18 protein-coding genes are annotated in these 22,286 nt (G+C 66.7%); 14 read left to right on the top strand and 4 right to left on the bottom strand.

Annotated elements, in window-relative coordinates:
* The first annotated feature begins 1 nt into the window (after position 1).
* The 9 genes from xdhB to ACSFB7_RS16975 all read left to right on the top strand — a co-directional run bounded on the left by xdhB (position 2) and on the right by ACSFB7_RS16975 (position 11,249).
* On the top strand, positions 2-2,470 hold the full coding sequence (xdhB, locus tag ACSFB7_RS17015) for a xanthine dehydrogenase molybdopterin binding subunit (protein ID WP_435472113.1): 2,469 nt from the start codon (positions 2-4) through the stop codon (positions 2,468-2,470).
* 94 nt (positions 2,471-2,564) lie between these two features.
* A complete protein-coding gene (locus tag ACSFB7_RS17010; protein WP_435472111.1) occupies positions 2,565-3,545 on the top strand; it encodes a LysR family transcriptional regulator in 981 nt (326 codons plus the stop codon).
* A gap of 76 nt (positions 3,546-3,621) precedes the next feature.
* Entirely contained in the window at positions 3,622-5,022 is a 1,401-nt protein-coding gene (locus ACSFB7_RS17005; RefSeq protein ID WP_435472109.1) for an NCS2 family permease, read from the top strand.
* 115 nt (positions 5,023-5,137) lie between these two features.
* On the top strand, positions 5,138-6,667 hold the full coding sequence (locus ACSFB7_RS17000; RefSeq protein WP_435472107.1) for an ABC transporter ATP-binding protein: 1,530 nt from the start codon (positions 5,138-5,140) through the stop codon (positions 6,665-6,667).
* On the top strand, positions 6,660-7,811 hold the full coding sequence (locus ACSFB7_RS16995; protein WP_435472105.1) for an ABC transporter permease: 1,152 nt from the start codon (positions 6,660-6,662) through the stop codon (positions 7,809-7,811). Before ACSFB7_RS17000 ends, ACSFB7_RS16995 begins: the two co-directional genes overlap by 8 nt.
* 1 nt (position 7,812) lies before the next feature.
* Positions 7,813-8,733 (top strand): ABC transporter permease, encoded by a 921-nt coding sequence (locus ACSFB7_RS16990; RefSeq protein ID WP_435472103.1) that lies wholly within the window; start codon positions 7,813-7,815, stop codon positions 8,731-8,733.
* A 49-nt stretch (positions 8,734-8,782) separates the two neighbouring features.
* A complete protein-coding gene (locus tag ACSFB7_RS16985) occupies positions 8,783-9,955 on the top strand; it encodes a BMP family ABC transporter substrate-binding protein (RefSeq protein WP_435472101.1) in 1,173 nt (390 codons plus the stop codon).
* Positions 9,956-10,114: 159 nt separating this feature from the next.
* Positions 10,115-10,696: a hypothetical protein gene (locus ACSFB7_RS16980; protein ID WP_435472099.1), complete on the top strand. Its 582-nt coding sequence runs from the start codon at positions 10,115-10,117 to the stop codon at positions 10,694-10,696.
* Positions 10,686-11,249 (top strand): hypothetical protein, encoded by a 564-nt coding sequence (locus ACSFB7_RS16975; RefSeq protein ID WP_435472097.1) that lies wholly within the window; start codon positions 10,686-10,688, stop codon positions 11,247-11,249. The genes ACSFB7_RS16980 and ACSFB7_RS16975 overlap by 11 nt, the downstream gene beginning before the upstream one ends.
* A 41-nt stretch (positions 11,250-11,290) precedes the next feature.
* Here the strand turns inward: ACSFB7_RS16975 and ACSFB7_RS16970 are convergent, their stop codons facing one another.
* On the bottom strand, positions 11,291-11,686 hold the full coding sequence (locus tag ACSFB7_RS16970; protein ID WP_435472095.1) for a nuclear transport factor 2 family protein: 396 nt from the start codon (positions 11,684-11,686) through the stop codon (positions 11,291-11,293).
* Positions 11,687-11,811: 125 nt separating this feature from the next.
* On the opposite strand from ACSFB7_RS16970, the gene ACSFB7_RS16965 reads away from it, so the two are divergent.
* The gene (locus tag ACSFB7_RS16965) at positions 11,812-12,873 is read left to right on the top strand and encodes an adenosine deaminase (RefSeq protein ID WP_435472093.1); all 1,062 of its coding nucleotides are present in this window, start codon (positions 11,812-11,814) and stop codon (positions 12,871-12,873) included.
* Here the strand turns inward: ACSFB7_RS16965 and ACSFB7_RS16960 are convergent.
* The gene (locus ACSFB7_RS16960) at positions 12,834-14,141 is read right to left on the bottom strand and encodes an MFS transporter (RefSeq protein WP_435472091.1); all 1,308 of its coding nucleotides are present in this window, start codon (positions 14,139-14,141) and stop codon (positions 12,834-12,836) included. The two genes, ACSFB7_RS16965 and ACSFB7_RS16960, sit on opposite strands and share 40 nt — an antisense overlap.
* Positions 14,142-14,238: 97 nt before the next feature.
* Between ACSFB7_RS16960 and ACSFB7_RS16955 the strand changes: the two genes are divergently transcribed.
* The 3 genes from ACSFB7_RS16955 (at position 14,239) to ACSFB7_RS16945 (ending at position 18,763) form a co-directional block, all read left to right on the top strand.
* Positions 14,239-15,192, top strand: coding sequence for a LysR substrate-binding domain-containing protein (locus ACSFB7_RS16955; RefSeq protein ID WP_435472089.1), 954 nt, complete (start codon positions 14,239-14,241; stop codon positions 15,190-15,192).
* A gap of 95 nt (positions 15,193-15,287) precedes the next feature.
* The gene (locus ACSFB7_RS16950) at positions 15,288-16,097 is read left to right on the top strand and encodes a helix-turn-helix domain-containing protein (protein WP_435472087.1); all 810 of its coding nucleotides are present in this window, start codon (positions 15,288-15,290) and stop codon (positions 16,095-16,097) included.
* Positions 16,098-16,201: 104 nt separating this feature from the next.
* Positions 16,202-18,763, top strand: a complete 2,562-nt coding sequence (locus ACSFB7_RS16945; protein WP_435472085.1) for a penicillin acylase family protein — start codon at positions 16,202-16,204, stop codon at positions 18,761-18,763.
* A gap of 40 nt (positions 18,764-18,803) precedes the next feature.
* Here the strand turns inward: ACSFB7_RS16945 and ACSFB7_RS16940 are convergent, their stop codons facing one another.
* The gene (locus tag ACSFB7_RS16940; RefSeq protein WP_475545396.1) at positions 18,804-20,057 is read right to left on the bottom strand and encodes an MFS transporter; all 1,254 of its coding nucleotides are present in this window, start codon (positions 20,055-20,057) and stop codon (positions 18,804-18,806) included.
* A gap of 120 nt (positions 20,058-20,177) precedes the next feature.
* A complete protein-coding gene (locus ACSFB7_RS16935) occupies positions 20,178-21,017 on the bottom strand; it encodes a hypothetical protein (RefSeq protein WP_435472083.1) in 840 nt (279 codons plus the stop codon).
* 302 nt (positions 21,018-21,319) lie between these two features.
* Here ACSFB7_RS16935 and ACSFB7_RS16930 point away from each other — a divergent pair, with 302 nt between their 5' ends.
* Complete coding sequence (locus tag ACSFB7_RS16930; protein ID WP_435472081.1) at positions 21,320-22,267, top strand: GlxA family transcriptional regulator; 948 nt, start codon at positions 21,320-21,322, stop codon at positions 22,265-22,267.
* The last annotated feature ends 19 nt before the right edge of the window (positions 22,268-22,286 follow it).

The raw sequence follows: 22,286 nt of genomic DNA, 5'->3' as shown, positions 1-22,286 counted from the left end.
CATGAACAAACCCATCGACGCCCGCCTGCTGCAGCCCGCCGAGGCTTTTGCCGACTACCTGACCAACGCCAAAGCCCGCATCGACGTCGGCGCCGAAGCACTCGCGCACGACCTCGGCGCGCGCGTCGGCATCAGCCGGCCGCACGAGTCGGCGCACCTGCACGTGGCCGGCGAGGCCACCTACATCGACGACATTCCCGAACTCACCGGCACGCTGCACTGCGCGCTGGGGCTGTCGCCGGTTGCCAACGGCCGCGTCACGGCGCTGTCGCTCGACGTCATCCGCGCCATGCCCGGCGTGGTCGCCGTGCTGACGGCCGACGACATTCCCGGTGTCAACGACTGCGGCTCGATCATTCACGACGACCCGATCCTGTTGCCCGTGAACGGTGGCGGCGAGATCCGCTACCTCGGCCAGCCGGTGTTCGCGGTGATCGGCGAAACGCGCGAAGCCGCGCGCCGCGCCGCCGCCAAGGCCAAGGACGCGATGACCGTCGAGGCGCAGCCGCCCGTGATCACGCCGCAGGACGCCCATGCGCGCGGCCAGTACGTGGTGCCGCCGATGCACATCGTGCGCAGCGGTGGCGCCGCCAACCAGGGCGACGAAGCCGTCGTGCGCGCCGCCATCGCCAAGGCGCCGCACCGTCACAAGGCCACGCTGGACGTGGGCGGCCAGGAGCAGTTCTACCTGGAAGGCCAGATCAGCTACGCCATTCCGAAGGAAGGCGGCGCGCTGCACATCCATTGCTCGACGCAGCACCCGAGCGAAATGCAGCACCTGGTGGCGCATGCGCTGCACCTGCAGTCGAACGAAGTGCATGTGGAATGCCGGCGCATGGGCGGCGGCTTCGGCGGCAAGGAATCGCAATCGGCGATCTTTGCCTGCGTGGCGGCCATCGCTGCGCGGCAACTGCAGCGCCCGGTCAAGCTGCGGCTGGACCGCGACGACGACTTCATGATCACCGGCCGCCGCCACTGCTTCTGGTACGAATACGACGTCGGCTACGACGACGAAGGCCGCATCCTCGGCGCCGAGATCACGATGGTCTCGCGTGCCGGCCACTCGGCCGACCTGTCGGGCCCGGTGATGACGCGCGCGCTGTGCCACTTCGACAACGCCTACTGGCTGCCGAACGTGTCGATGCACGGTTTCTCGGGCAAGACGAACACGCAGAGCAACACCGCCTTTCGCGGCTTCGGCGGCCCGCAGGGCGCGATCGCCATCGAGAACATCATGGATTCGGTGGCGCGTGAGCTGAAGCGCGATCCGCTCGACGTGCGGCGCGTCAACTTCTACGGCAAGGCGGAGAACAACGTCACGCCTTACCGCCAGACCGTGACCGACAACATCGTCCACGAACTGGTGGCCGAGCTGGAGGCCAGCAGTGACTACCGCGCGCGGCGCGAAGAGATCGCGGCCTTCAACAAGAAGAGCGTCGTGCTCAAGCGCGGCCTGGCGCTGGCACCGCTGAAGTTCGGCATCTCGTTCAACGTGAAGCACTTCAACCAGGCCGGCGCGCTGGTGCATGTGTACACCGACGGCTCGATCCTCGTGAACCACGGTGGAACCGAGATGGGGCAGGGCCTGAACACCAAGGTGGCGCAGGTGGTGGCGCACGAGTTGGGCGTGAGCTTCGAGCGCGTGCGCGTGACCGCGACCGACACGACCAAGGTGGCGAACACCTCGGCCACCGCCGCATCGACCGGCGCCGACCTGAACGGCAAGGCCGCGCAGGACGCGGCCCGCCAGATCCGCGAGCGGCTGGCCGATTGCGCGGCAGAGCGCCACGGCGGCAAGGCCGGCGCGGTGCGCTTTGCGAACGACAAGGTCGAGGTCAACGGCAAGTCGCTGGCCTTCAGCACCGTGGTGGGCGAGGCGTACCTCGACCGCAAGCAGCTGTGGTCCGACGGCTTCTATGCCACGCCGGGCCTGAGCTGGGACAAGGACAAGATGCAGGGCCGCCCGTTCTACTACTTCGCCTACGGCGCGGCGGTGAGCGAGGTGATCGTCGACACGCTCACCGGCGAATGGAAGCTGCTGCGCGCCGACATCCTGCACGACGCGGGCAAGTCGCTGAACCCGGCGGTGGACATCGGCCAGGTCGAAGGCGCCTTCATCCAGGGCATGGGCTGGCTCACCACCGAAGAGCTGGTGTGGCATCCGCAAAGCGGCAAGCTCACCACGCATGCGCCCAGCACCTACAAGATTCCGACCGCCAACGACTGCCCGCCGGTCTTCAACGTGCGCCTGTTCGAAGGCCAGAACTTCGAGGACTCGATTCACCGCAGCAAGGCGGTGGGCGAGCCGCCGCTCTTGCTGCCGTTCTCGGTGTTCTTCGCGATCCGCGATGCGGTGTCGGCGGCCGGCGGCCACAGGGTCGATCCGCCGCTGAAGGCGCCGGCCACGAGCGAGTCGATTCTTCGTGCCGTGACCGCTGTCCAGGCAGCGCCATCCGCATCGGTCGAATGAAAACGGGCCGTGCTCGCACGGTCCGAGCTTTCCTACTTCATCCAAATGCCGCGCTGTATAACTGTTCGCACAGACAAGAAAGGTGTGAACAGCCATGAGAGACCAGGCGCTTTTCGACAAGATCGACTTACACCTCATCCGGGTGCTTCACACCGTGCTGACCGACCGCAGCGTCTCGCGCGCCGCCATTCGCCTGGGCATGTACCAGCCGGCCGTTTCGGCCGCGCTGAAGCGCCTGCGCGAGTTGTCGGGCGATCCGCTGCTGGTGCGCTCGGGCTCGGGCATGGTGCCGACCGACGCGGGGCTGCGCATGATCGAGCCGGCCGCAAGCATTTTGCGCGCGGCAGAGATGCTGTTCTCGGATGCGCGCGGCTTCGAGCCGCAGTCGGCGGCCACCACCTTTCGCATTGCAGCCAGCGACTACATGGACCCGCTGTTCCTGCCGATGCTGGTGGCGCAGGTCAAGCGCGATGCGCCGCTGTGCCAGATCGAGATCCATGCGCTGTCGCCCGACTCCGACTACCACGGCCACCTGGCGCTGGGGCAGGTCGACCTGGTGATCGGCAACTGGCTCAAGCCGCCGGAAGACCTGCACATGGCGCGCCTGTTCGGCGACGAGGTGGTGTCGCTGGTCAATCAGGACCATCCGGCGGTGCGCCGCGGCTGGGACCTGGAGACCTGGCTGGCGGCCGAGCACATCGCGCCCACGCCCATGCACCCGGGCGGGCGCGGCATCATCGACCAGATGCTCGACGAGCTGGGGCGGCAGCGCAACATCACCGCGCGCTGCGCGCACTTCAGCCTCATTCCCGACATGGTGGCGTCGAGCCTGCTGGTGCTGACCACCGGCCGCCAGTACTGCGAGCGCTTCGCGGCGCGGCTGCCGGTGAAGATCCTCGACTGCCCGGTGGCGCTGCCGCGCCTCATGTACTACCAGCTCTGGCACGAGCGCACCCATTCGTCGAGTTCCGCGCGCTGGCTGCGCGAATGCATCAAGGACGTGGCGGCGTCGCTGCGGCCACCGCATTCCGCCGTCGCGCGGCCGCCCGCCACCCCTGAGGCACCCGATCCCTGAGAGCTTCCCGTTCGCGCCGGCGTCGTGAGCGGGGCACTGATGAAAACCGCCACAACAACAGCTGGAGACAAGCTAAATGAGTACGTTTGAACAGGCGCCGAAAGACGCCGAGCCCCGCGCGCCGGGGCATGTCGAGTCCGCGCGTCCGCGTGCGGCTGTGGGCAGCGCAAGCGGCTCGGGTCTGCTTGAACGCATGTTCAAGCTCAGTGCGCACAACACCACCGTGCGCACGGAAGTCATCGCGGGGCTCACCACCTTCCTGACGATGGCCTACATCATCTTCGTGAACCCCTCGATCCTCGGCGACGCGGGCATGCCGAAGGGCGCGGTCTTCGTGGCCACCTGCCTGATCGCGGCGCTGGGCACGCTCATCATGGGCCTGTATGCCAACTACCCGATCGCGATGGCGCCGGGCATGGGCCTGAACGCCTACTTCGCCTACGTGGTGGTGCTGGGCATGGGCTACACGTGGCAGGTCGCGCTGGGCGCGGTGTTCATCTCGGGGTGCCTCTTCTTGATCGTGACGGTCACCGGGTTGCGGGAGCTTTTCATCGCGGGCATACCGCAGTCCTTGCGAACGGCGATCACGGTGGGCATCGGCATGTTCCTGGCGCTGGTCGCGCTCAAGGGCGCGGGCGTGGTCGCGGCATCGCCGGCCACCTTCGTCACGCTGGGCGACCTGCACTCGCCGCCGGTGGTGCTGGCCACGCTGGGCTTTCTGATCATCGTGACGCTGGACAGGCTCAAGGTGCGCGGTGCGATATTGATCGGCATCATCACGGTGACCGTGCTGTCGTTCTTCTTCGGCGGCAACAAGTTCCATGGCGTGTTCGATGCACCGCCGTCCATCGCACCGACCTTCATGCAGCTCGACATTCTGGGCGCGCTCAAGGGCGGCATCCTGAACGTGGTGCTGGTGTTCTTCCTGGTCGAGATGTTCGACGCCACCGGCACGCTGATGGGCGTGGCCAAGCGCGCCGGCCTGCTGGTGCCCGGCAAGATGGAGCGCATGAACAAGGCGCTGCTGGCCGACAGCGGCGCGATCTTCGCGGGCTCGCTGCTCGGCACCTCGAGCACCACGGCCTACGTGGAAAGCGCGGCGGGCGTGCAGGCGGGCGGCCGCACCGGCCTTACGGCCGTGGTGGTGGCGGTGCTGTTCCTGGCCTGCCTGATGATCTCGCCGCTGGCGGGCTCGGTGCCGGCCTATGCCACCGCGCCGGCGCTGCTCTTCGTGGGCTGCCTGATGCTGCGCGACCTGGTCGAACTCGACTGGGAAGACACCACCGAGGTGATCCCGGCGGCAGTGACCGCGCTGGCGATGCCTTTCACCTACTCGATCGCCAACGGCCTGGCGTTCGGCTTCATCACCTACGCCGTGCTGAAGCTGTGCACCGGCCGGGCACGGGAAGTGCATGCGATGGTCTGGGTCATCGCCGCCGTGTTCCTGTTCAAGTTCGCCTACGTCGGCGGTCATTGATGCTGTGAACTGAGCAAAGCGCCGTCGGGCGCCGATGGTCGCGGGAGCACGCTATTAAACTTATAGCTGCTTCCGCTTTGTTGCTGTTGAACGAGACAAACCCACGAAACCCGGCATGACAACCCCCAGACTCCAGCTCGCGCACATCACCAAGCGGTATCCCGCGGTGGTGGCCAACAGCGACATCTCCCTGGCCGTGCAGCCCGGCGAAATCCACGCCGTGCTCGGCGAGAACGGCGCCGGCAAGTCGACCCTGATGAAGATCATCTACGGGTCGGTCAAGCCCGACGAAGGCACCGTGACCTTCGACGGCCAGGCCGTCAACCTGCGCAACCCGCAGCAGGCCCGGGCGCTGGGCATCAGCATGGTGTTCCAGCACTTCAGCCTGTTCGACACGCTCACGGTGGCCGAGAACGTGTGGCTGGGGCTCGACAAGTCGCTGCAACTGGCCGAGGTGGCGCGCAGCATCACGGCCAAGGCGAGCGAATACGGACTGGACATCGACCCCTCGCGGCCGGTGCACACGCTGTCGGTGGGCGAGATGCAGCGCGTCGAAATCATCCGCGCGCTGCTGACCAACCCCAAACTGCTGATCCTCGACGAGCCGACCTCGGTGCTCACGCCGCAGGCGGTCATCAAGCTCTTCACGGTGCTCAACAAGCTGGCGTCGGAGGGCTGCAGCATCCTGTACATCAGCCACAAGCTGCACGAGATCCGCGAGCTGTGCACCGCCTGCACCGTGCTGCGCGGCGGCAAGGTCACGGGCGTGTGCAATCCGCAGAACGAGAGCAACGAATCGCTCTCGCGGCTGATGATCGGCAGCGAGCCGCCGCCGCTGCAGCACCGGCCGGTGCATGCGGGCGCGGTGGCGCTGCGCGTGAAGGGCCTGTCGCTGGCGCGGGAAGACCAGTTCGGTGTCGACCTCGACGGCATTTCGCTTGAAGTGCGCGCGGGCGAGGTGGTCGGCATCGCGGGTGTTTCGGGCAACGGCCAGAAGGAATTGCTCTACGCGCTGTCGGGTGAAGACGTGCGTGCCGAGCCTGCGATGGTGCAGGTGTTCGACAAGCCGGCCGGCCGGCTGCGCCCGCGCGCACGGCGCGCGCTGGGCCTGCACTTCGTGCCCGAAGAACGGCTGGGTCGCGGCGCCGTGCCCACGCTGGGCCTGGCGCACAACCTGCTGCTCACGCGCGGCAACGCGGTGGGCAAGGGCGGCTGGATCAACACCGCCGCGCTCGACCGCCATGCGCGTTCCATCATCGAGCGCTTCAACGTCAAGGCCGGTGGCCCGCACGCGGCGGCGCGCTCGCTGTCAGGCGGCAACCTGCAGAAATTCATCGTCGGCCGAGAGATCGACGCCAACCCCAAGCTCTTCATCGTCTCGCAGCCGACCTGGGGCGTGGACGTGGGCGCGGCCGCGCTGATCCGCGGCGAAATTCTTGCGCTGCGCGATGCCGGCTGCGCCGTGCTGGTGGTCAGCGAGGAGCTGGACGAGCTGTTCGACATCAGCGACCGGCTGCACGTGATCGCCAAGGGTCGGCTCTCGCCCTCGATCGACCGCGCGGTGGCCACGCTGCCGCAGATCGGCGAATGGATGAGCGGCCTGTGGCAGGCGCAGGCGCAGGCGAAGGAGGCGGCCCATGCTTAAGCTCGAACCCCGCCCGGAGCTGTCGCGCTTCTGGACCTATGCCTCGCCGATCCTGGCGCTGCTGATCACCGTGCTGATCGGCGTTGCGTTGTTCGCCGCGCTCGGCAAGGACCCGGTCAAGGGCCTGCTGGTGTTTTTTTACGAGCCCATCAAGAGCGGCTATGCGATTGGCGAATTGATGGTCAAGGCCACGCCGCTGCTCATCATCGCGCTGGGGCTGGCCGTGTGCTTTCGCTCCAACGTCTGGAACATCGGCGCCGAAGGGCAGTTCGTGTTCGGTGCCATCGCGGCGGGTGGCGTCGCGCTGCTGGCCGACAAGAACACCGGTCAGTGGATCGTCGCGGCCATCCTGGTCGCAGGCATCGTCGGCGGCATGGTGTGGGCGGGCATCGTCGCGTTCCTGCGCGACAAGTTCAACGCCAACGAGATTCTCGTGAGCCTGATGCTGGTCTATGTCGCCACGCTGCTGCTGGGCTACATGGTTTTCGGCCCCTGGAAAGACCCGCACGGCTACAACTTTCCGCAGACCAAGACCTTCGAGGCGGTCACGCAGATTCCCCGGCTCTTCAAGGGCTCGCGCGTGAGCATCGGGCTGGTCATCGCGCTGTTGGGCGCGGGGGCGCTCTGGGTGTTTTTGTTCCGCACGCGGGCCGGTTTTGCGCAGCAGGTGGGCGGGCTTGCGCCTGCGGCCGCGCGTTATGCGGGCTTTTCGGCGCGGCGCGCTGTGTGGATCGCACTGCTGACCTCGGGCGGCGCGGCCGGCCTGGCCGGTGCACTCGAAGTGGCCGGGCCGCTCGGGCAGCTCACGCCTTATGTGCCGGCGGGCTACGGCTTCGCGGCCATCATCGTGGCCTTCGTCGGTCGGCTGCATCCGGTGGGCATGGTGTTCTCGGCCATCCTCATGAGCATGTTCTATATCGGCGGCGAGCTGGCGCAGTCGCGGCTCGGGCTGCCGAAGTCGCTGACCGGCGTGTTCCAGGGGCTGCTGCTGTTCACGCTGCTGGCGTGCGACACGCTCATCGCCTACCGCATCCGGCGCAAGGCCGCGGCCAAGGCAGCCGCCTCCACGATGACCACGAGTTCGCTGCAAGCCAGCACGCCCATCACCGCGCCCGTTGCGCGCCCGACCGAGGGAGCCCTCTGACATGGACAGCTACGCACTCCTGCTCGGCTCCACCCTGAGCGCGGGCACCGTGCTCGCGATCGCGGCGCTGGGCCTGCTCATCAACGAGAAGGCCGGCATCGTCAACCTCGGCGCCGAGGGCATGATGCTGTGCGCCGCCATCGCGGGCTTCGCCACGGTGGTCATCACGCGCAACCCCTGGCTCGGCTTTCTGGCAGGCATGGCGGCGGGCGCCTTGCTCGCGGCTTTCTTCGGCGTGCTGGTGATCTGGCTCAACACCAACCAGTACGCCACCGGGCTCGCGCTGAGCCTGTTCGGCGTGGGCTTCTCGGCCTTTGCCGGCATCAACTTCGTGCAGGCCAAGCTGCCGGAAAGCGTGTCGTACGCGATCCCCGTGCTGGGCGACATCCCGCTCGTGGGCCCGGCCCTGTTCCGCCATCACCCGATGGTGTATTTCGCGGTGGTGCTGACCTTCGGGCTGATCTGGTTCCTGTACCGCACGCGCGCCGGGCTGGTGCTGCGCTCGGTGGGCGAATCGCCCGAGTCGGCGCATGCGCTGGGCTACCCAGTGCGGCGCATCCGCTTCATGGCGGTGATTGCGGGCGGCGCGCTGTGCGGCCTGGCGGGCGCCTACCTTTCGACGGTGTACACGCCGCTGTGGGTCGAGGGCATGGTCGCGGGCCGCGGCTGGATCGCGCTGGCGCTCACCACCTTCGCCACCTGGCGGCCCATTCGCGTGCTGCTGGGCGCCTACCTGTTCGGCGGCGTCTCGATGCTGGGCTTTCACCTGCAAAGCAGCGGTGTCGACGTGCCGCCCCAGTTCCTGAGCATGCTGCAGTACATCGCGCCCATCGTGGTGCTGGCGCTGATCTCGCGCAACCCGGCTTTCATTCGCATCAACATGCCGGCTTCCATAGGAAAACCGTTCTACCCCGGCTCATAATCCCGTTCTCGTTTTTTTGCCAACCTGTCCTTTTTGAGGATTTCCGACAATGAATGATCTGAACAAACGCTCCCTGCTCAAGCTCGCCGCCTTCACCGCGGTGGCTTCGGCGGCCCTCATGGGCTGCGGCAAGAAAGAAGAAGCGGCAGCACCGGCCGCACCTGCGGCCCCCGCGCCCGTGGCAGCCGCACCGGCTCCCGCCACCACCGCGCCGCTGAACATCGCATTCGCCTATGTCGGCCCGGTGGGCGACGGCGGCTGGTCCTTCGCGCACGACAACGCCCGCAAGGCGCTCGAGAAGGAATTCGGCGACAAGATCAAGACCACCTTCGTCGAGAGCGTGCCCGAGGGCGCCGACGCCGAGCGCGTGTTCCGCGACTTCGTGAGCCAGGGCAACAAGCTGGTGTTCGGCACCACCTTCGGCTACATGGAGCCCATGCTCAAGGTCGCCGCCGACGCCAAGGACGTGAAGTTCGAGCACGCCACCGGCTACAAGACCTCCGAGAACATGCGCACCTACGACAGCCGCACGTACGAAGGCGCATACATGGCCGGCGTGATCGCCGGCTCGATGACCAAGAGCAACACGCTCGGCGTGGTCGGCTCGGTGCCGATCCCCGAAGTGCTGCGCAACATCAACAGCTTCACGCTGGGCGCGCAGTCGGTCAACCCGAAGATCACGACCAAGGTCGTGTGGGTGAACGAATGGTTCAGCCCGCCCAAGGAAACCGAAGCCGCCACCGCCCTCATCAACGGCGGTGCCGACGTGCTGTTCCAGAACACCGACTCGCCGGCCGTGCTGAAGACGGCGCAAGAGAAGGGCAAGCGCGCCTTCGGCTGGGATTCGGACATGACCGCCTACGGCCCCAAGGCCCACCTGGCATCGGCCGTCATCAACTGGACCCCGTACTACATCAAGGCCACCCAGGAAGCCCTGGACGGCAAGTGGACCACCGGCCAGAGCTGGTGGGGCGTGAAGGAAGGCGCCATCGACCTCGTGTCGATCGCCGAAGACGTACCGGCCGAAGCCAAGGCCAAGGTCGAGGAAGTGAAGAAGGGCCTGAAGGACGGCAGCTTCGTGATCTGGAAGGGCCCGATCCTGGGCCAGGACGGCAAGGAAGTGGTCGCCAAGGACGCCGTGGCCGACGACAAGTTTCTGTCGGGCGTGAACTTCTACGTCAAGGGCGTGGAAGGCAAGGTGCCGGGCGGCGACAAGAAGTAAAGCAGCCACAGGCTGATTAATTCACGGGCCACCCCTGCAAAGGGGTGGCCCGTTTTAAATTGTGCAGAGCCTTGTGGGTCTACGATGAATTCGCATTGCCGATGAGCATCCTCGTCGGCGATGCGAAATCATCAATAAGACTTTCAGGGAGAGATCAACATGGCTACAACGTCTCAAGCCGGGCCTGCGCCCGCATCCACGGCAAGCGTAAATTCACGGAACGAATTGAGCGGACGGAAATGGGTTTCGAAGTTTCCGACCGGGACCTCTACCAACGACCTGACGCCGGTGTTCAGGCGAAACACCAACGACTTCATTGCCGCGATTGAAAGCGCCGGAGGTTCGGTGAGGATCTCCGCGACCTTTCGCCCCAAGGAGAGGGCCTACCTGATGCACTATGCCGCCGCCATCGCCAATGGCTCCACTGCCGCGGAGCGTGTTCCCGCAATGCCCGGCGTCGACATCGAGTGGGACCACGGCTCGGCCGAGAAGTCCCGAGCCGCGGCGCGTGAAATGGCTTCGGCCTACGACATCGTGTATCCACCCGCATTGGCATCCCGCCATACGGAGCGAAGCGCAATCGACATGACGATTTCAGGCGTGAAGAACAAGAAGATCAAGAATGCCTCGGGTGTCGAGGTGCTGATCAAGAAGGACAGCGATCTTCATGCCGTTGGCGCGACATATGGCGTCAAGAAGCTTGTCAGCGATCCACCGCACTGGTCAGACAATGGCTTTTGAAAAATACCTCTTGCCGGTGGCGTTCTTCGTCTCGTCGCTCGTCGCATCGGCCGCGCAGCCGTCTGCCGGATTGATCGAAGTTCGACCGGACGGCAGGCGAACCGTGTTCACGACCGAACGGCTGAGCCGCAGCGATCGCATCGTTGCGCAACACGCCGAGGCACAGGGCGGCGCGAAGTGTTGCATCTCCCTGCGAATCACCGGAACGCAAAGGCGGCGGACAGACGTTTCGGACGAGCTGAAGGGGCTACAGGTGAGGGCGTATGCCCTGCCGCCGTTGAAGGCTGCGGATGCGGTGCCCTTCGTGGGCGGGGCGCTGGTGTTCAAGGCCGGTGAGCGCGATTCGGTTGCGGCTGAACGCGCGCTGCTGGGTGGTGCGGCGGACAAGGCGATCCCGCAGGTCTGCACCAGCAGCGAAGGCGCGCATCTTCTGCAACTGGGCAGCGGTGGCGAACCGCAGGCGCATCTCTACATGCACTTCAGCTACGACGTCGAGCCGACCTGCGACGAGGCCTTGCTCGCAAGGCTCAGCGAGGCCGGAACCCCGAAGTGACCGCAAGTCTTCAGGCGCGCCGTCGCTGATCGCAGCCGCCGCTACGGCTGCGCCGCCTGAAGAAGCTGCGCCCCCATCTTCTGATGGATCAGGTTCACCGCCTTCAGGGGGCGCAGCATCACCTTGAACTCGACGATCCTTCCGGCTTCGTTCCACTTGATCATGTCGACGCCGTTGATGACGATGCCGTCCAGTTCAAGCTCGAACTCCAGCACCGCATCGTTTGCGCCCTTGAGTTCGCGCACATAGCGAAAGCTCTCGTTGAAGAACACCTGGAAGGCCGCCGACAGGTACTTCTTGGTGATGCTCTTGCCGACCTGGGGCTTGTGCACCACCGGCGAGTGGAAGACGGCTTCTTCGTCGAGCAGGGCGTCCAGCCCCGCCAGATCGCGTTCCTTGACGAGCCGGTGCCAGGTGGCAAGGGTGTCGATCGGCATGCGTTGTCTCCTGTTGCTGTGGAATGGAAGGAAAACCCAGTCTATCGAACGTATATGTTTGCCGTGATCGCCTGCGCGACGGCTGCGCTTATGCTTTGCGGGATCACAACGCCGAGTTCCCCACCATGACCGACTTTCGCCCCGCCTTCGACAAGAGCTTCGACCGGATCCCCGCCGACCGCCTGCCCGAGCTGCTGCGCGCCATGCCCAAGGCCGAGCTGCACATGCACATCGAAGGCTCGCTCGAACCCGAGCTGATCTTCGCGCTCGCACAGCGCAACGGCGTGGCCATTCCATACGCCAGCGTCGAAGACCTGCGCCGCGCCTACGCCTTCACCAACCTGCAGAGCTTTCTGGACATCTACTACGCCGGCGCCAGCGTGCTGCTGAAGGAGCAGGACTTCTACGACATGGCCTGGGCCTACCTGGAGCGCGCCGCGGCCGACAACGTGGTGCACACCGAGATGTTCTTCGACCCGCAGACGCACACCGCGCGCGGCGTGTCGATGGAGACGGTGGTCAACGGCCTGCACCGTGCGTGCGTCGATGCGCAGCCGAAGCTGGGCGTGAGCGCCACGCTCATCCTGTGCTTCCTGCGCCACCTGAGCGAGGAAGAGGCTTTCGAGACGCTGGAGCAGGCGCTGCCGTTTCGCGACAAGTTCATCGGTGTCGGCCTGGATTCGAGCGAACTGGGCCATCCGCCCGAAAAATTCGCTCGCGTGTTCGCGCGTTGCCGCGAGCTGGGTTTTCACCTCGTCGCGCATGCAGGCGAAGAGGGGCCGCCGGCCTATGTGTGGAGCGCGCTCGACGTGCTGAAGGTCGAGCGTGTCGACCACGGCGTGCAAAGCGCCAAAGACCCGGCGCTGATGAAGCGGCTCGCGCAAGACCGCATTCCGCTCACCGTGTGCCCGCTGTCGAACCTCAAGCTCTGCGTGTTCCCCGACCTGTCGAAGCACAACCTCGGCGCGCTGCTCGACGCCGGCCTGGTCGCCACCGTCAACTCGGACGACCCGGCCTACTTCGGCGGCTACATGAACCAGAACTTCACGCAGACCTTCGCGGCCACCGGGCTCAATGTGCAGCAGGCCTGGCAGCTTGCGGCGAACAGCTTCGAGGGCAGCTTCATCGACGCGGCCGCCAAGCGCGCTTACGTCGACCGGCTCAACGCCGTCTTCGCGACGTTCTGATCGGCAGAGGCTGCGGTATCGGGCCGAGGCACCAGCAGCGGCATCGCCACCAACGCACAGGCGCTGGCCGCGAGCCACACCAGCGGCCAGCCCTGCAGCGCCAGCAGGTGCGGAATGGAGAAGGGCGTGACAAAGCACACCAGGAACACGCTGGTGTTCGCCATGCCCAGCGCCGTGCCGGCACGGGCCGCACCGGCCAGCGTGGCGAGTTCGGTGTAGGCCACGCCGTGCCATGCCGACACGCAGACACCGCTCACACCCAGCAGCACGACCAGCGCGATGCGCAGCGTCCATGAGTCGGCGACATGCGTGCCGGCGGCCATCACCAGCACCGCCAGTGCAGCGAACAGCAGCACGCTGAGTGCGCTGCAGGCGCGCAGGTAGGCCGGCCGGTTGCGGCGGCGGTCGGTCCAGCGGCCGCTCCACACGCGCATCACCATCGCGCCGACCTGCGTAAAGACCATGGTGGCGGTGATCGTCGCGAAGCCCGCATGGCCGAAGTCGTGCAGGAACACGGTGCCGAAGGACAGCACCGCGAACTGCGGCGCGCAAAGAATGCCGATGCCCAGCACGATGCGCCACACGCGGGCGTCGCGCAGCGGGCCGCTCTTCGGCACGGCGCGCACTTCGGTCGTGGCCTTGGTACGGGGCGCAATGGGCGGCTCGTGCACCCACGCCCAGCTCATGGCCGCGCTCAATGCACACAGCAAGGCCAGCAGGCCGTAGAGCGCGGCAAAGCCGAAGTGCAGCGTGACGAAGGGCAGCACCAGCGCGCCGATGCCGCCGCCCAGCGGCACGGCCGTTTGCCGGATGCTCATGGCAAGGCCGCGCTCGCCGGCGTCGAACCACGTCATCACCGCGCGGCCGCTGGCGCCGTTGACGCTGCCGCCCAGCAGGCCGACCAGCAGCAGGCCGGCGGCCAGCCAGCCGAGACCGGGGATGTGCTGCGCGTTCGGCGCCGCCCACAGCGCCATCGCCACGAGCGCGACGGCGGTGCTGCCCAGGCCGGTCAGCAGCACGGGCCGGTCGCCCCAGCGGTCGGTCAGCAGGCCCCAGGGCAGCTCGCTCACCGCGATGCCCAGGCCCATGAGGCCGAGCACCAGCCCGAGCGTGGCGTTGTCGAGCTGGTAGCCGGTGCGCATCAGCACGGCGGTCATCGGAATGCCGCTGAAGGCCACGGAAAACGCCGCGTTGGCGGCCACGCCCGCTGCCAGAACCTTCCAGCGGTGGCGGGGCGCGAACGAAGGGGAGTGCGATGAATGGGTCATGTTGCGGTGCAGTGTCCGCCGTTGCAAAGGTTTTGAAAATCAGAAAATAATGAGCGAACCGTACTGAAAAACAGGATGGTTGAAAAAGGAAGAAACCATGTCCCAGGTGATGTTCGATCTCGATGTGTTGCGCAGTTTTTCCACTGGCATCGCGCTCGGCAGCTATGCCCGCGCGGCCGACCGGCTGGGCCGCTCGACCTCCGCCGTGAGCGCGCAACTCAAGAAGCTGGAGGCGCAGGCCGGCACGGTGCTGTTTCGCAAGGCGGGCCGCGGGCTGGAGCTGACCGACGCCGGCGAAACACTGCTGACCTACGCCCACCGCATGCTCGAGCTCAACGACGAGGCCAGCGCCGCCATGCGCGGCGTCGACCTGCAGGGCGCGGTGCGGCTGGGCCTGCAGGAAGACTTCGGCGAGACGCTGCTGCCCGCCGTGCTGGGCCGCTTCGCGCGGGCGCATCCCAAGGTGCGCATCGAGGCCTGCGTGGCACGCAGCGCCGACCTGCGCGAGCGGCTCGAACTCGGCCAGCTCGACCTGGCGCTGGCATGGGACGCGGGCGACCAGCCCCTGTCGCCCCATGCCGAGCGCGTGGCGCGGCTGCCGCTGTTGTGGATCGGCCCCAAGGCGCCCGACAGGGTCGATGCCCCCTGGTGGACCGAGCGCGAGCGCCGTGGTCCGGGCGCGCGCAAGAGCCGCGAGCCGTTGCCGCTGGTCATGCTCGACGCGCCGTGCCCGCTGCGCGAGATCGTCATCGCCGCGCTCGACCGCGCGGGCGTGCCGTGGCGCCGCTCGTTCGCCAGCGCCAGCCTGTCGGCGCTGTGGGCCGCCACCTCGGCCGGGCTGGGCCTGACGGTGCGCACGCCGTTCGGGCTGCCCGCGCATGTGCGCACCCTCGACCGCGCGATGCTGTCGCTGCCGGCGTTGCCGCAGATATCGCTGGTGCTCTATCGCGCGCAGGCCCGCGCCGAGGCCCCGGCGAGCCGGCTGGCCACCCTGCTGCTGGAGGCGGTGCGCCAGCATGTGCAGACCGATGCATTGGTGGCCGCACACTGAAGGAATGCTGAAGGCGGGGCGCACAAGCCCTTGCCTGGCCGCAATGGCAATGCGTGAGAATCCGCCGCTGGAGACAAAAACAAAAGTGATACGGCATGACCACGCAACAGAATTTTCTGCACCTGTGGGATGACAGGTTTCTCTACATCACGCCGGCGATCCAGTCGGGGCTGACGGCGCGTTCGTCGGCCACGCTGCTGGCGTCGGTCAGCGGCCATCCCTTCGTGCTCGAAGCAGTCGATGGCACGCGTGTGCGCTGCACCGCCGCGCTGGTGGCGCCGCATGTGTCGCGCCGGCTCGATGTCGACGGCTGTGGGCTGCTGTCGCTCAATCTCGATCCGGCATCGAGCGCCTACCGCATGCTCGCCCGACACATGGGCGGCCACGGCATCCAGCCCATCGATGCGCGCCGCTTCGGCCGGCTGCGCGACGACTTCGACCCGGCGCAGCGCGGCCTGCTGTCAGACCGCAGGCTGCAGATGCTGAGTGCGAAGCTGGTCGAAGCCATCACCGAACACCCGGAGCTTGAAGCGCCGATCGACAAGCGCATCGGGCGCGTGCTGGAGGCCATCCGCGCGCATGCGGGGCAGATCCAGTTGCGTGAACTCTCGACCGTGGCCTGCCTGTCGCCCGACCGGCTGACGCACCTGTTCGCGGAGCAGGTGGGCGTGTCGGTCAAGCGCTATGCGCTGTGGACCAAGGTGCGCCGCACGGTGCAGCAGTTCACCGGGCATCGCCCGCTGACCGATGTGGCATTGGTCAGCGGCTTTACCGATGCGGCGCACATGAGCCGCACCTTCCAGCGCTACTTCGGCCTGGCGCCGTCCTTTCTTGCGAACCAGGTGTGCGTGAGCGCGGACGCGCAGGCTTCGCATGCATGGGGGCGTGATGGAACTCCGGCCTAGCTAGGGCCAACCCTAGGCATCACAGCGGCTGCGTTCAAGAGGCTGTGGCAGCCCCTTCCTAAGCTCCAGAGTGCTCCATCAAGAGAGCACCAACTGGAGACAACATGAAACAACCCCACCGTCGCGGCGCCATGCCGCTGTCCCTGCTCGCGCTCGCCGCGGCTGCCACCTTGACCGCATGCGGTGGTGGCGGAGGCAGCGGCTTCTCGTTCCTGCCGCTGCCGCCAAGCCCTGGCAATCCGCCGGCAGAGAGCACCTACAAGGCCGAGATCCGCCGCACCGCGATGGGCGTGCCGCACATCAAGGCCGACAACTGGGCCGGCGCGGGTTACGGCTACGGCTATGCGCAGGCACAAGACAACCTCTGCACGATGGCGGACTCGTTCCTCACCTATCGCGGCGAGCGCTCGCAGTACCTCGGTGGCGACGCACTGCTGGTGGCCGGCAGCACCATCGGCCGGCCGAAGAACATCGACTCCGACTTCTTCCACCGGCATGTGATCTCGGCCGATGTGCTGAAAAAGATGATCGACGCGCAGCCCGACGATTTGAAGAAGCTGGTCGAGGGTTTTGCGGCGGGCTACAACCGCTACGTGCGCGATGCCAAGGCCAGCGGCAGCGCGCATGCGGCCTGCCGCACCGAGGCGTGGGTTCAGCCGATCACGACCGACGACATCTATCGCCGCATGTACGCGGCCAACCTTGCGGGCGGCTACAGCAACTTCCTGGCGCACATCGCCAATGCAATGGCGCCTTCACCGGCGGCAGCGGCGAAGGTCGCGGCACACAGCCGCAACCACGGCCACAACAACAAGAAGCACGCATTGCAGCTTGCCCTGCGCGACATTCCCGAACCCGAGATGCAGGTTGGCGGCAAGGAGGGTGTGGGCAGCAACATGATCGGCTTCGGCACGGCCGCCACCGGCGACGCCAGCCCGCTGCTGTTCGGCAACCCGCACTGGTACTGGCGCGGGCCCGACCGCTTCTACCAGGCGCAGCTCACGATTCCGGGCCAGCTCAACATCAGCGGCACGTCGTTCCTGGGCATTCCGGTGATGCTCATCGGCTTCAACGACAACATCGCGTGGAGCCACACCGTGTCGACCGCCAGGCGCTTCGGGTTCTATGAGCTGACGCTCGCGGCGGGCGACCCGACCAGCTACATGCGCGACGGCAACGCCGTGAAGATGCAGGCGAATGAAATCACCGTCAAGGTGAAGCAGGCCGACGGCAGCACGACGGCGGTGACGCGCACGCTCTACAAGTCGGAGCACGGGCCGATGCTCAACCTCACGTACCTCAGCGACAAGCTGCCGCAGTGGAACCAGACCACCGCCTACGCCATCCGCGACATCAACGGCGAGAACTACCGCACCTTCCGCAACTGGCTGCGCTGGAACCAGGCGAAGTCGCTCGACGAGTTCACCGCCATCCAGCGCCAGGAAGCGGCCATTCCGTGGGTCAACACCGTGGCCGTGGGCCGTGGCAGTGCCAAGGCCTGGTATGCCGACATCGGCGCCGTGCCCAACGTGTCGGCGGACCAGATGGCGAAGTGTTCGAGCACGAGCACGGCTGGCCAGATCCTCAGGGGTGCGCTTGCGCGCGTGCCGGTCTTCGACGGCTCGCGCAGCGCCTGCGACTGGCAGACCGATGCCGATTCCGCACAGAAGGGCGCCATCGGCCCTTCGCGCATGCCCAGCCTGATGCGCGACGACTACGTCGCCAACATGAACGACAGCTACTGGCTCGCCAATCCGAACGCACCGATGACGGGCTATCCCGACATCATGGGTCCGGCAGGCACCGAGGCCGTGAGCTTCCGTACCCGCATGGGCAATGTGCTGGCGCAGGGGCGTATCGACGGTACGGACGGCTATGGCGCCAAGGGCGCCACGGTCGATACCGTGAAGCGCATGGTGCTCAACAGCCGCGTGCTGACGGCCGAGTTGTTCAAGACCCAGGCGCTGGACATCGTATGCGCGCTGCCCGCGACGTTCCTGGTCGGTGGTGATCTTCAGACCAAGGAAACGTTCACGCCGGCACGCAATGTCGACACTACGGCGGCGTGCAATGCGCTGCGCAACTGGGACGGCACCGGCGTCAGCGCCGCGCGCGGTGCTCACCTGTGGGACGAATTCTGGGGCCGTGCGCCACTGGCCTCGGGCGCGATCTACAACGTGCCGTTCGATTCGAGCGCACCGATTCGCACACCGAGAGACCTCAAGACCGACCCGACCACCGTCGAGAACCTGCGCCAGGCCTTCGGCGCCGCGGTGCTGCGCGTGGAAGCCAGCGGCTACGCACCCGACGCACAGCGCGGCGACTACCTGTTCGCCACGCGCGGCGACAAGAAGATCCCGCTGTACGGCGGCTGTGGTGGTCCGGGCTACTTCACCATCTCGTGCTCAGAGAACCGCCTCGACAAGGGCGGCTACAACATGGACGGCAACCCCAACGGCAACAGCTACATGCAGATCGTGCGCTTCCCCGAAGGCGGCGTGGAGGCCCACACCTTCCTGACCTTCTCGCTGTCCGACGACCCCGCATCGGCGCACAACGGCGACTACACGCGTGCCTACAGCGCCGGGCAGTGGCTGAAGGTGCCGTTCTCGGAGTCGGAGATCAAGGGCGACGCTGCCTACAGCAGCGCGGTCATCAGCGAGTAAGAGCGCCGCATCGGTGCAACGCGAAGCGGCGGTGGCTTGCTCAAGAAGGCTGCCGCCGCTTCGCGAGCCAGTTCCATCCGGCGCCCGCGGCCATCAGCACGCAGGTGCCGAGGAACACGGCGCGCATGCCGATGTGCCCGCCCACGAAGCCGCCCAGCAGCGGCCCCGTGACCTGGCCCGTGTATTGCGCCGAGGTCGAATAGCCCAGCATGTTGCCCGCCACGCGTTCGGGCACGTTATGGCGGATCACGCTCGCGATGCAAGGCAGCAGCCCGCCGAGCGACAGCCCCATCAGGAAGCGCAGCACCACCAACTGCCAGCCCGAGGTGACGAAGGCCTGCGGAACCAGCAGCACCGCCGACACCGCAAGGCAACCCACGATCACGTTCCAGTGCCCCACACGGTCGGCCAGCTTGCCCAGCCGCGAAGCCGACAGGATGCTGCCCAGCGCCGCGGCGGACATCACGAGGCCGGCCATCATCGTCACGCGACTCGGGTCTTCGACCAGCGTGGCCACGTAGACCGTGATGATCGGCTCGATCGACATGTTGGCGAGCATCAGCAGCATGCCGGTGAAGAGCATCGCCACCAGCGGGCGCTTGTCGGGAATGGCGGCCCAGCCGCTACCGGCCTCGTCGCGCTGCTTCGCGGTCGAAGGCGATCTCTTTTCTTCACGGATCAGGAAGGCGGTGGCGAGAAAGGCCACGAAGATCATCGCGCCCGCCGCGAAGAAGGTCGCGCGAATGCCGATGAGCGGCGGCAGCACGCCGCCGACCAGCGGGCCCACGAGGTTGCCCGCCATGATGGCCGAGGACATCGTGCCCAGCGCCCAGCCGGTGCGCGCCTTCGGCGTCTGCGTGGCGACCAGCACCATCGAGCCCGAGGCATAACCGCCCAGCAGGCCCGCGAGCAGCCGCAGGCCGACGAGCTGCCAGACATTGCCCGCCATGCCGATCAGCGCCATCGCCACCGCCATGCCCAGGCTGGCGCGAATCAGCATCGGCTTGCGCCCGTAGCGGTCGGCCAGCCGGCCCCACAGCGGTGCCACCAGCGCGGCGGTGAAGAAGGTCGCGCCGTAGGCCACGCCGGACCATTGCACGATGGCCGCATGGTCCTTCACGCCCAGTTGCTCGACGTAGAGCGGCAGGAAGGGCAGCAGCAGCGTCATCGCCACGATGGTGGTGAAGGAGCCGAACATGCAGACGGCGAGGTTGCGCTGCCAGTGTTCGTTGGCACTGCTGGTGGGGTCGGGCGCGGATGCGCTGCGCGGGGCGTTGGTTGTCGAGTTCGTCATGGGGCGAACTCATTGTGTGGCGATGCGGCCGATCCGGCGCCTGCCGATTGGCGGCGCCACCCATCGCGAGCGGCGCATGGGGCTTGAAGGGAGGCCGGCGAGCGGCCCCGCTCCGTTCGCTTATTTCTTCGTCTGCGTGCGGACGAACTCGAACACCGAGGTCTTGTCGCTGGCCGTCACTTCGAGGCGGATCACGTCATTGGGCGACACAGAAGGGTCGCAGCAGTTCTTCAGCACCAGGTCGCCCGTCACCATCTGCAACGGCTCCACCGTGTTCAGTTGAAGGATCGAGTTGGCCGATTGCTCCTGGTTCTCGGCGTTGTATTCGATCTGGCGAATGCCCAGCACAGTGGCGCCGCCCACGGCCGCGCCGGCCAGCATGCCGGCGACCGGGTCGTAGACCTGCACGGTGTTCGAGCCGGCAAAGCTGGTCAGGCCGCGGCGGCCGGCCACGTAGCCGGAGTAGTTCGAGCGGTAGGTCTGGCGTGAGGCGCCGTAGGCTGCGGCACCGGCCGCCAGCCCGCCGATGATGGCCAGCGCGACCTGCTTGGCCTGCTTCTCCGACTGGATCTCGGCGATGCGCTCGGTGTAGGTGTAGATCTGCACCGGCGTGCCGCGAAAGTAGGCCTTGACGTTGTCGGTGCTGAAGTTCACCGGCGCGCCGGTGTTGTTGGCATAGCCGAGGGTGAAGGTCGGTTGCGTCGGGCCCTGTGTCTTGAATCGCGAATACACGAACAGCTCGCGTGCCTCGTCCTTCTCGGACAGCGTGCCGACGCCGTCTGTGTACTTCAGCGACTGCGGCGCGTCCTTGCTGACGCGGGGGGTGTACGCGATGGTCGTGGAGCAACCGCTGACCAGGACGGCGAGTGCGACGAGGCAACAGGTCTTGCGCGCGAGTGCGCCTTGTCGGCCAAGAGAATCTCCAAAATTGCGCTGCAATGCGCCGCTGACAGCAATCACCGGTACTCCGTTCGTTGTGCGTGGAAGGGGCGGCCTGGCGGTCGAGCTGACCGGGGCCTGACTGCACAATCGTAACTTCGTGTATCTAAATGTCACCGAAAAGTTTCAATGGGCGATGACCCTTATTTCGTGAATTTGTTCACGGTTTCGGGGGTGTTGAAGGCGTTGTCGGGCCGATCGAGGTCGCAATCGAGCTGGGTGCCCGTGATGTCGTGCGCGTGGGGTGGGCTGTTTGACCCAACCCGGGATGTCCCATAGGCTTCTGTCCTGAATATCAAAATCCCTCCTTTCAGGACATCAAGATGAAGCGCATCGCCGTCGTCGTCTTTCCAGGTTTCCAGATCCTCGACCTGGCCGCCCTTGCCACCTTCGAGCTGGCAAACCAGCACATGGGCCAGCCGATCTATCGCGTGGAGCTGCTTTCCGAGACCGGCGGGCTCACGCCCAGTTCGTCGGGCATCAGCGTTGAAACCAAGAGGTTCACTGCCTCGAAGTTCGATACCTTGGTGATGACCGGCGCGCTGACCATCGAGCCCACGTCGGCCACCCTGTGCAAGATGCTGCGCGCGGGCGAGCGCAGTTCGCGCCGGCTGGCAAGCATCTGCACCGGCGCCTTCGGGCTGGCCGACGCGGGCCTGCTCGACGGGCGGCGCGTCACCACGCACTGGGCCTTTGCGCAGGAGCTGCAAAAGCGCCATCCGCTCGCCAAGGTTCAGCCGGATCGCATCTTCATCAACGACGGCACGCTCTGGACCTCGGCGGGCATGACGGCGGGCATCGACCTCATGCTGGCGCTGGTGGAGCAGGACCTGGGCGTCGAAGTCGCGCGCATGGCGGCGAAGAAGCTCGTCGTGTACCACCGCAGGGCGGGCGGGCAATCGCAGTATTCGGCGCTGCTGGAGCTGGCGCCCAAGTCGGATCGCATCCAGCAGGCGCTGGCGCATGCGCGGGCCAACCTGCGCGATCCGCTGTCGGTGGAAGACCTGGCCGAAGTGGCGCACCTGAGCCCGCGCCAGTTCAGCCGCGCCTTCAAGTCCGAGACCGGCCAGTCGCCTGCGCATGCCGTCGAGACCCTGCGCGTGGAAGCGGCGCGCTTGCTGATCGATGCTGGCGGGCTCGCGCTCAACGTGGTTGCCAACGAGACGGGCTTCGGCGATCCCGAGCGCATGCGGCGTGCCTTCCTGCGCACGCTGGGCCAGCCGCCGCAGGCCGTGCGCCGCGTGGCGAAGCAGGCGGCCGAAGTGGCATAAAAGGAGGCTTATATGGCAT

The sequence above is a fragment of the Variovorax raffinosi genome (assembly GCF_051216615.1).
Classification (GTDB): Bacteria; Pseudomonadota; Gammaproteobacteria; order Burkholderiales; family Burkholderiaceae_C; genus Variovorax.
This window is presented reverse-complemented; position numbering and strand designations above follow the sequence as displayed.

Excerpts from the sequence above, each read along its gene's own strand:
- ACSFB7_RS16965 (WP_435472093.1), top strand. The coding sequence starts at position 11,812 with ATGACCGACTTTCGCCCCGCCTTCGACAAGAGCTTCGACCGGATCCCC.
- ACSFB7_RS16940 (WP_475545396.1), bottom strand. The coding sequence starts at position 20,057 with ATGACGAACTCGACAACCAACGCCCCGCGCAGCGCATCCGCGCCCGAC.
- ACSFB7_RS16995 (WP_435472105.1), top strand. The coding sequence starts at position 6,660 with ATGCTTAAGCTCGAACCCCGCCCGGAGCTGTCGCGCTTCTGGACCTAT.
- ACSFB7_RS17005 (WP_435472109.1), top strand. The coding sequence starts at position 3,622 with ATGAGTACGTTTGAACAGGCGCCGAAAGACGCCGAGCCCCGCGCGCCG.
- ACSFB7_RS16990 (WP_435472103.1), top strand. The coding sequence starts at position 7,813 with ATGGACAGCTACGCACTCCTGCTCGGCTCCACCCTGAGCGCGGGCACC.
- xdhB (WP_435472113.1), top strand. The coding sequence starts at position 2 with ATGAACAAACCCATCGACGCCCGCCTGCTGCAGCCCGCCGAGGCTTTT.
- ACSFB7_RS16945 (WP_435472085.1), top strand. The coding sequence starts at position 16,202 with ATGAAACAACCCCACCGTCGCGGCGCCATGCCGCTGTCCCTGCTCGCG.
- ACSFB7_RS17010 (WP_435472111.1), top strand. The coding sequence starts at position 2,565 with ATGAGAGACCAGGCGCTTTTCGACAAGATCGACTTACACCTCATCCGG.
- ACSFB7_RS16955 (WP_435472089.1), top strand. The coding sequence starts at position 14,239 with ATGTCCCAGGTGATGTTCGATCTCGATGTGTTGCGCAGTTTTTCCACT.
- ACSFB7_RS16975 (WP_435472097.1), top strand. The coding sequence starts at position 10,686 with ATGGCTTTTGAAAAATACCTCTTGCCGGTGGCGTTCTTCGTCTCGTCG.
- ACSFB7_RS16985 (WP_435472101.1), top strand. The coding sequence starts at position 8,783 with ATGAATGATCTGAACAAACGCTCCCTGCTCAAGCTCGCCGCCTTCACC.
- ACSFB7_RS17000 (WP_435472107.1), top strand. The coding sequence starts at position 5,138 with ATGACAACCCCCAGACTCCAGCTCGCGCACATCACCAAGCGGTATCCC.
- ACSFB7_RS16960 (WP_435472091.1), bottom strand. The coding sequence starts at position 14,141 with ATGACCCATTCATCGCACTCCCCTTCGTTCGCGCCCCGCCACCGCTGG.
- ACSFB7_RS16950 (WP_435472087.1), top strand. The coding sequence starts at position 15,288 with ATGACCACGCAACAGAATTTTCTGCACCTGTGGGATGACAGGTTTCTC.
- ACSFB7_RS16980 (WP_435472099.1), top strand. The coding sequence starts at position 10,115 with ATGGCTACAACGTCTCAAGCCGGGCCTGCGCCCGCATCCACGGCAAGC.
- ACSFB7_RS16970 (WP_435472095.1), bottom strand. The coding sequence starts at position 11,686 with ATGCCGATCGACACCCTTGCCACCTGGCACCGGCTCGTCAAGGAACGC.
- ACSFB7_RS16930 (WP_435472081.1), top strand. The coding sequence starts at position 21,320 with ATGAAGCGCATCGCCGTCGTCGTCTTTCCAGGTTTCCAGATCCTCGAC.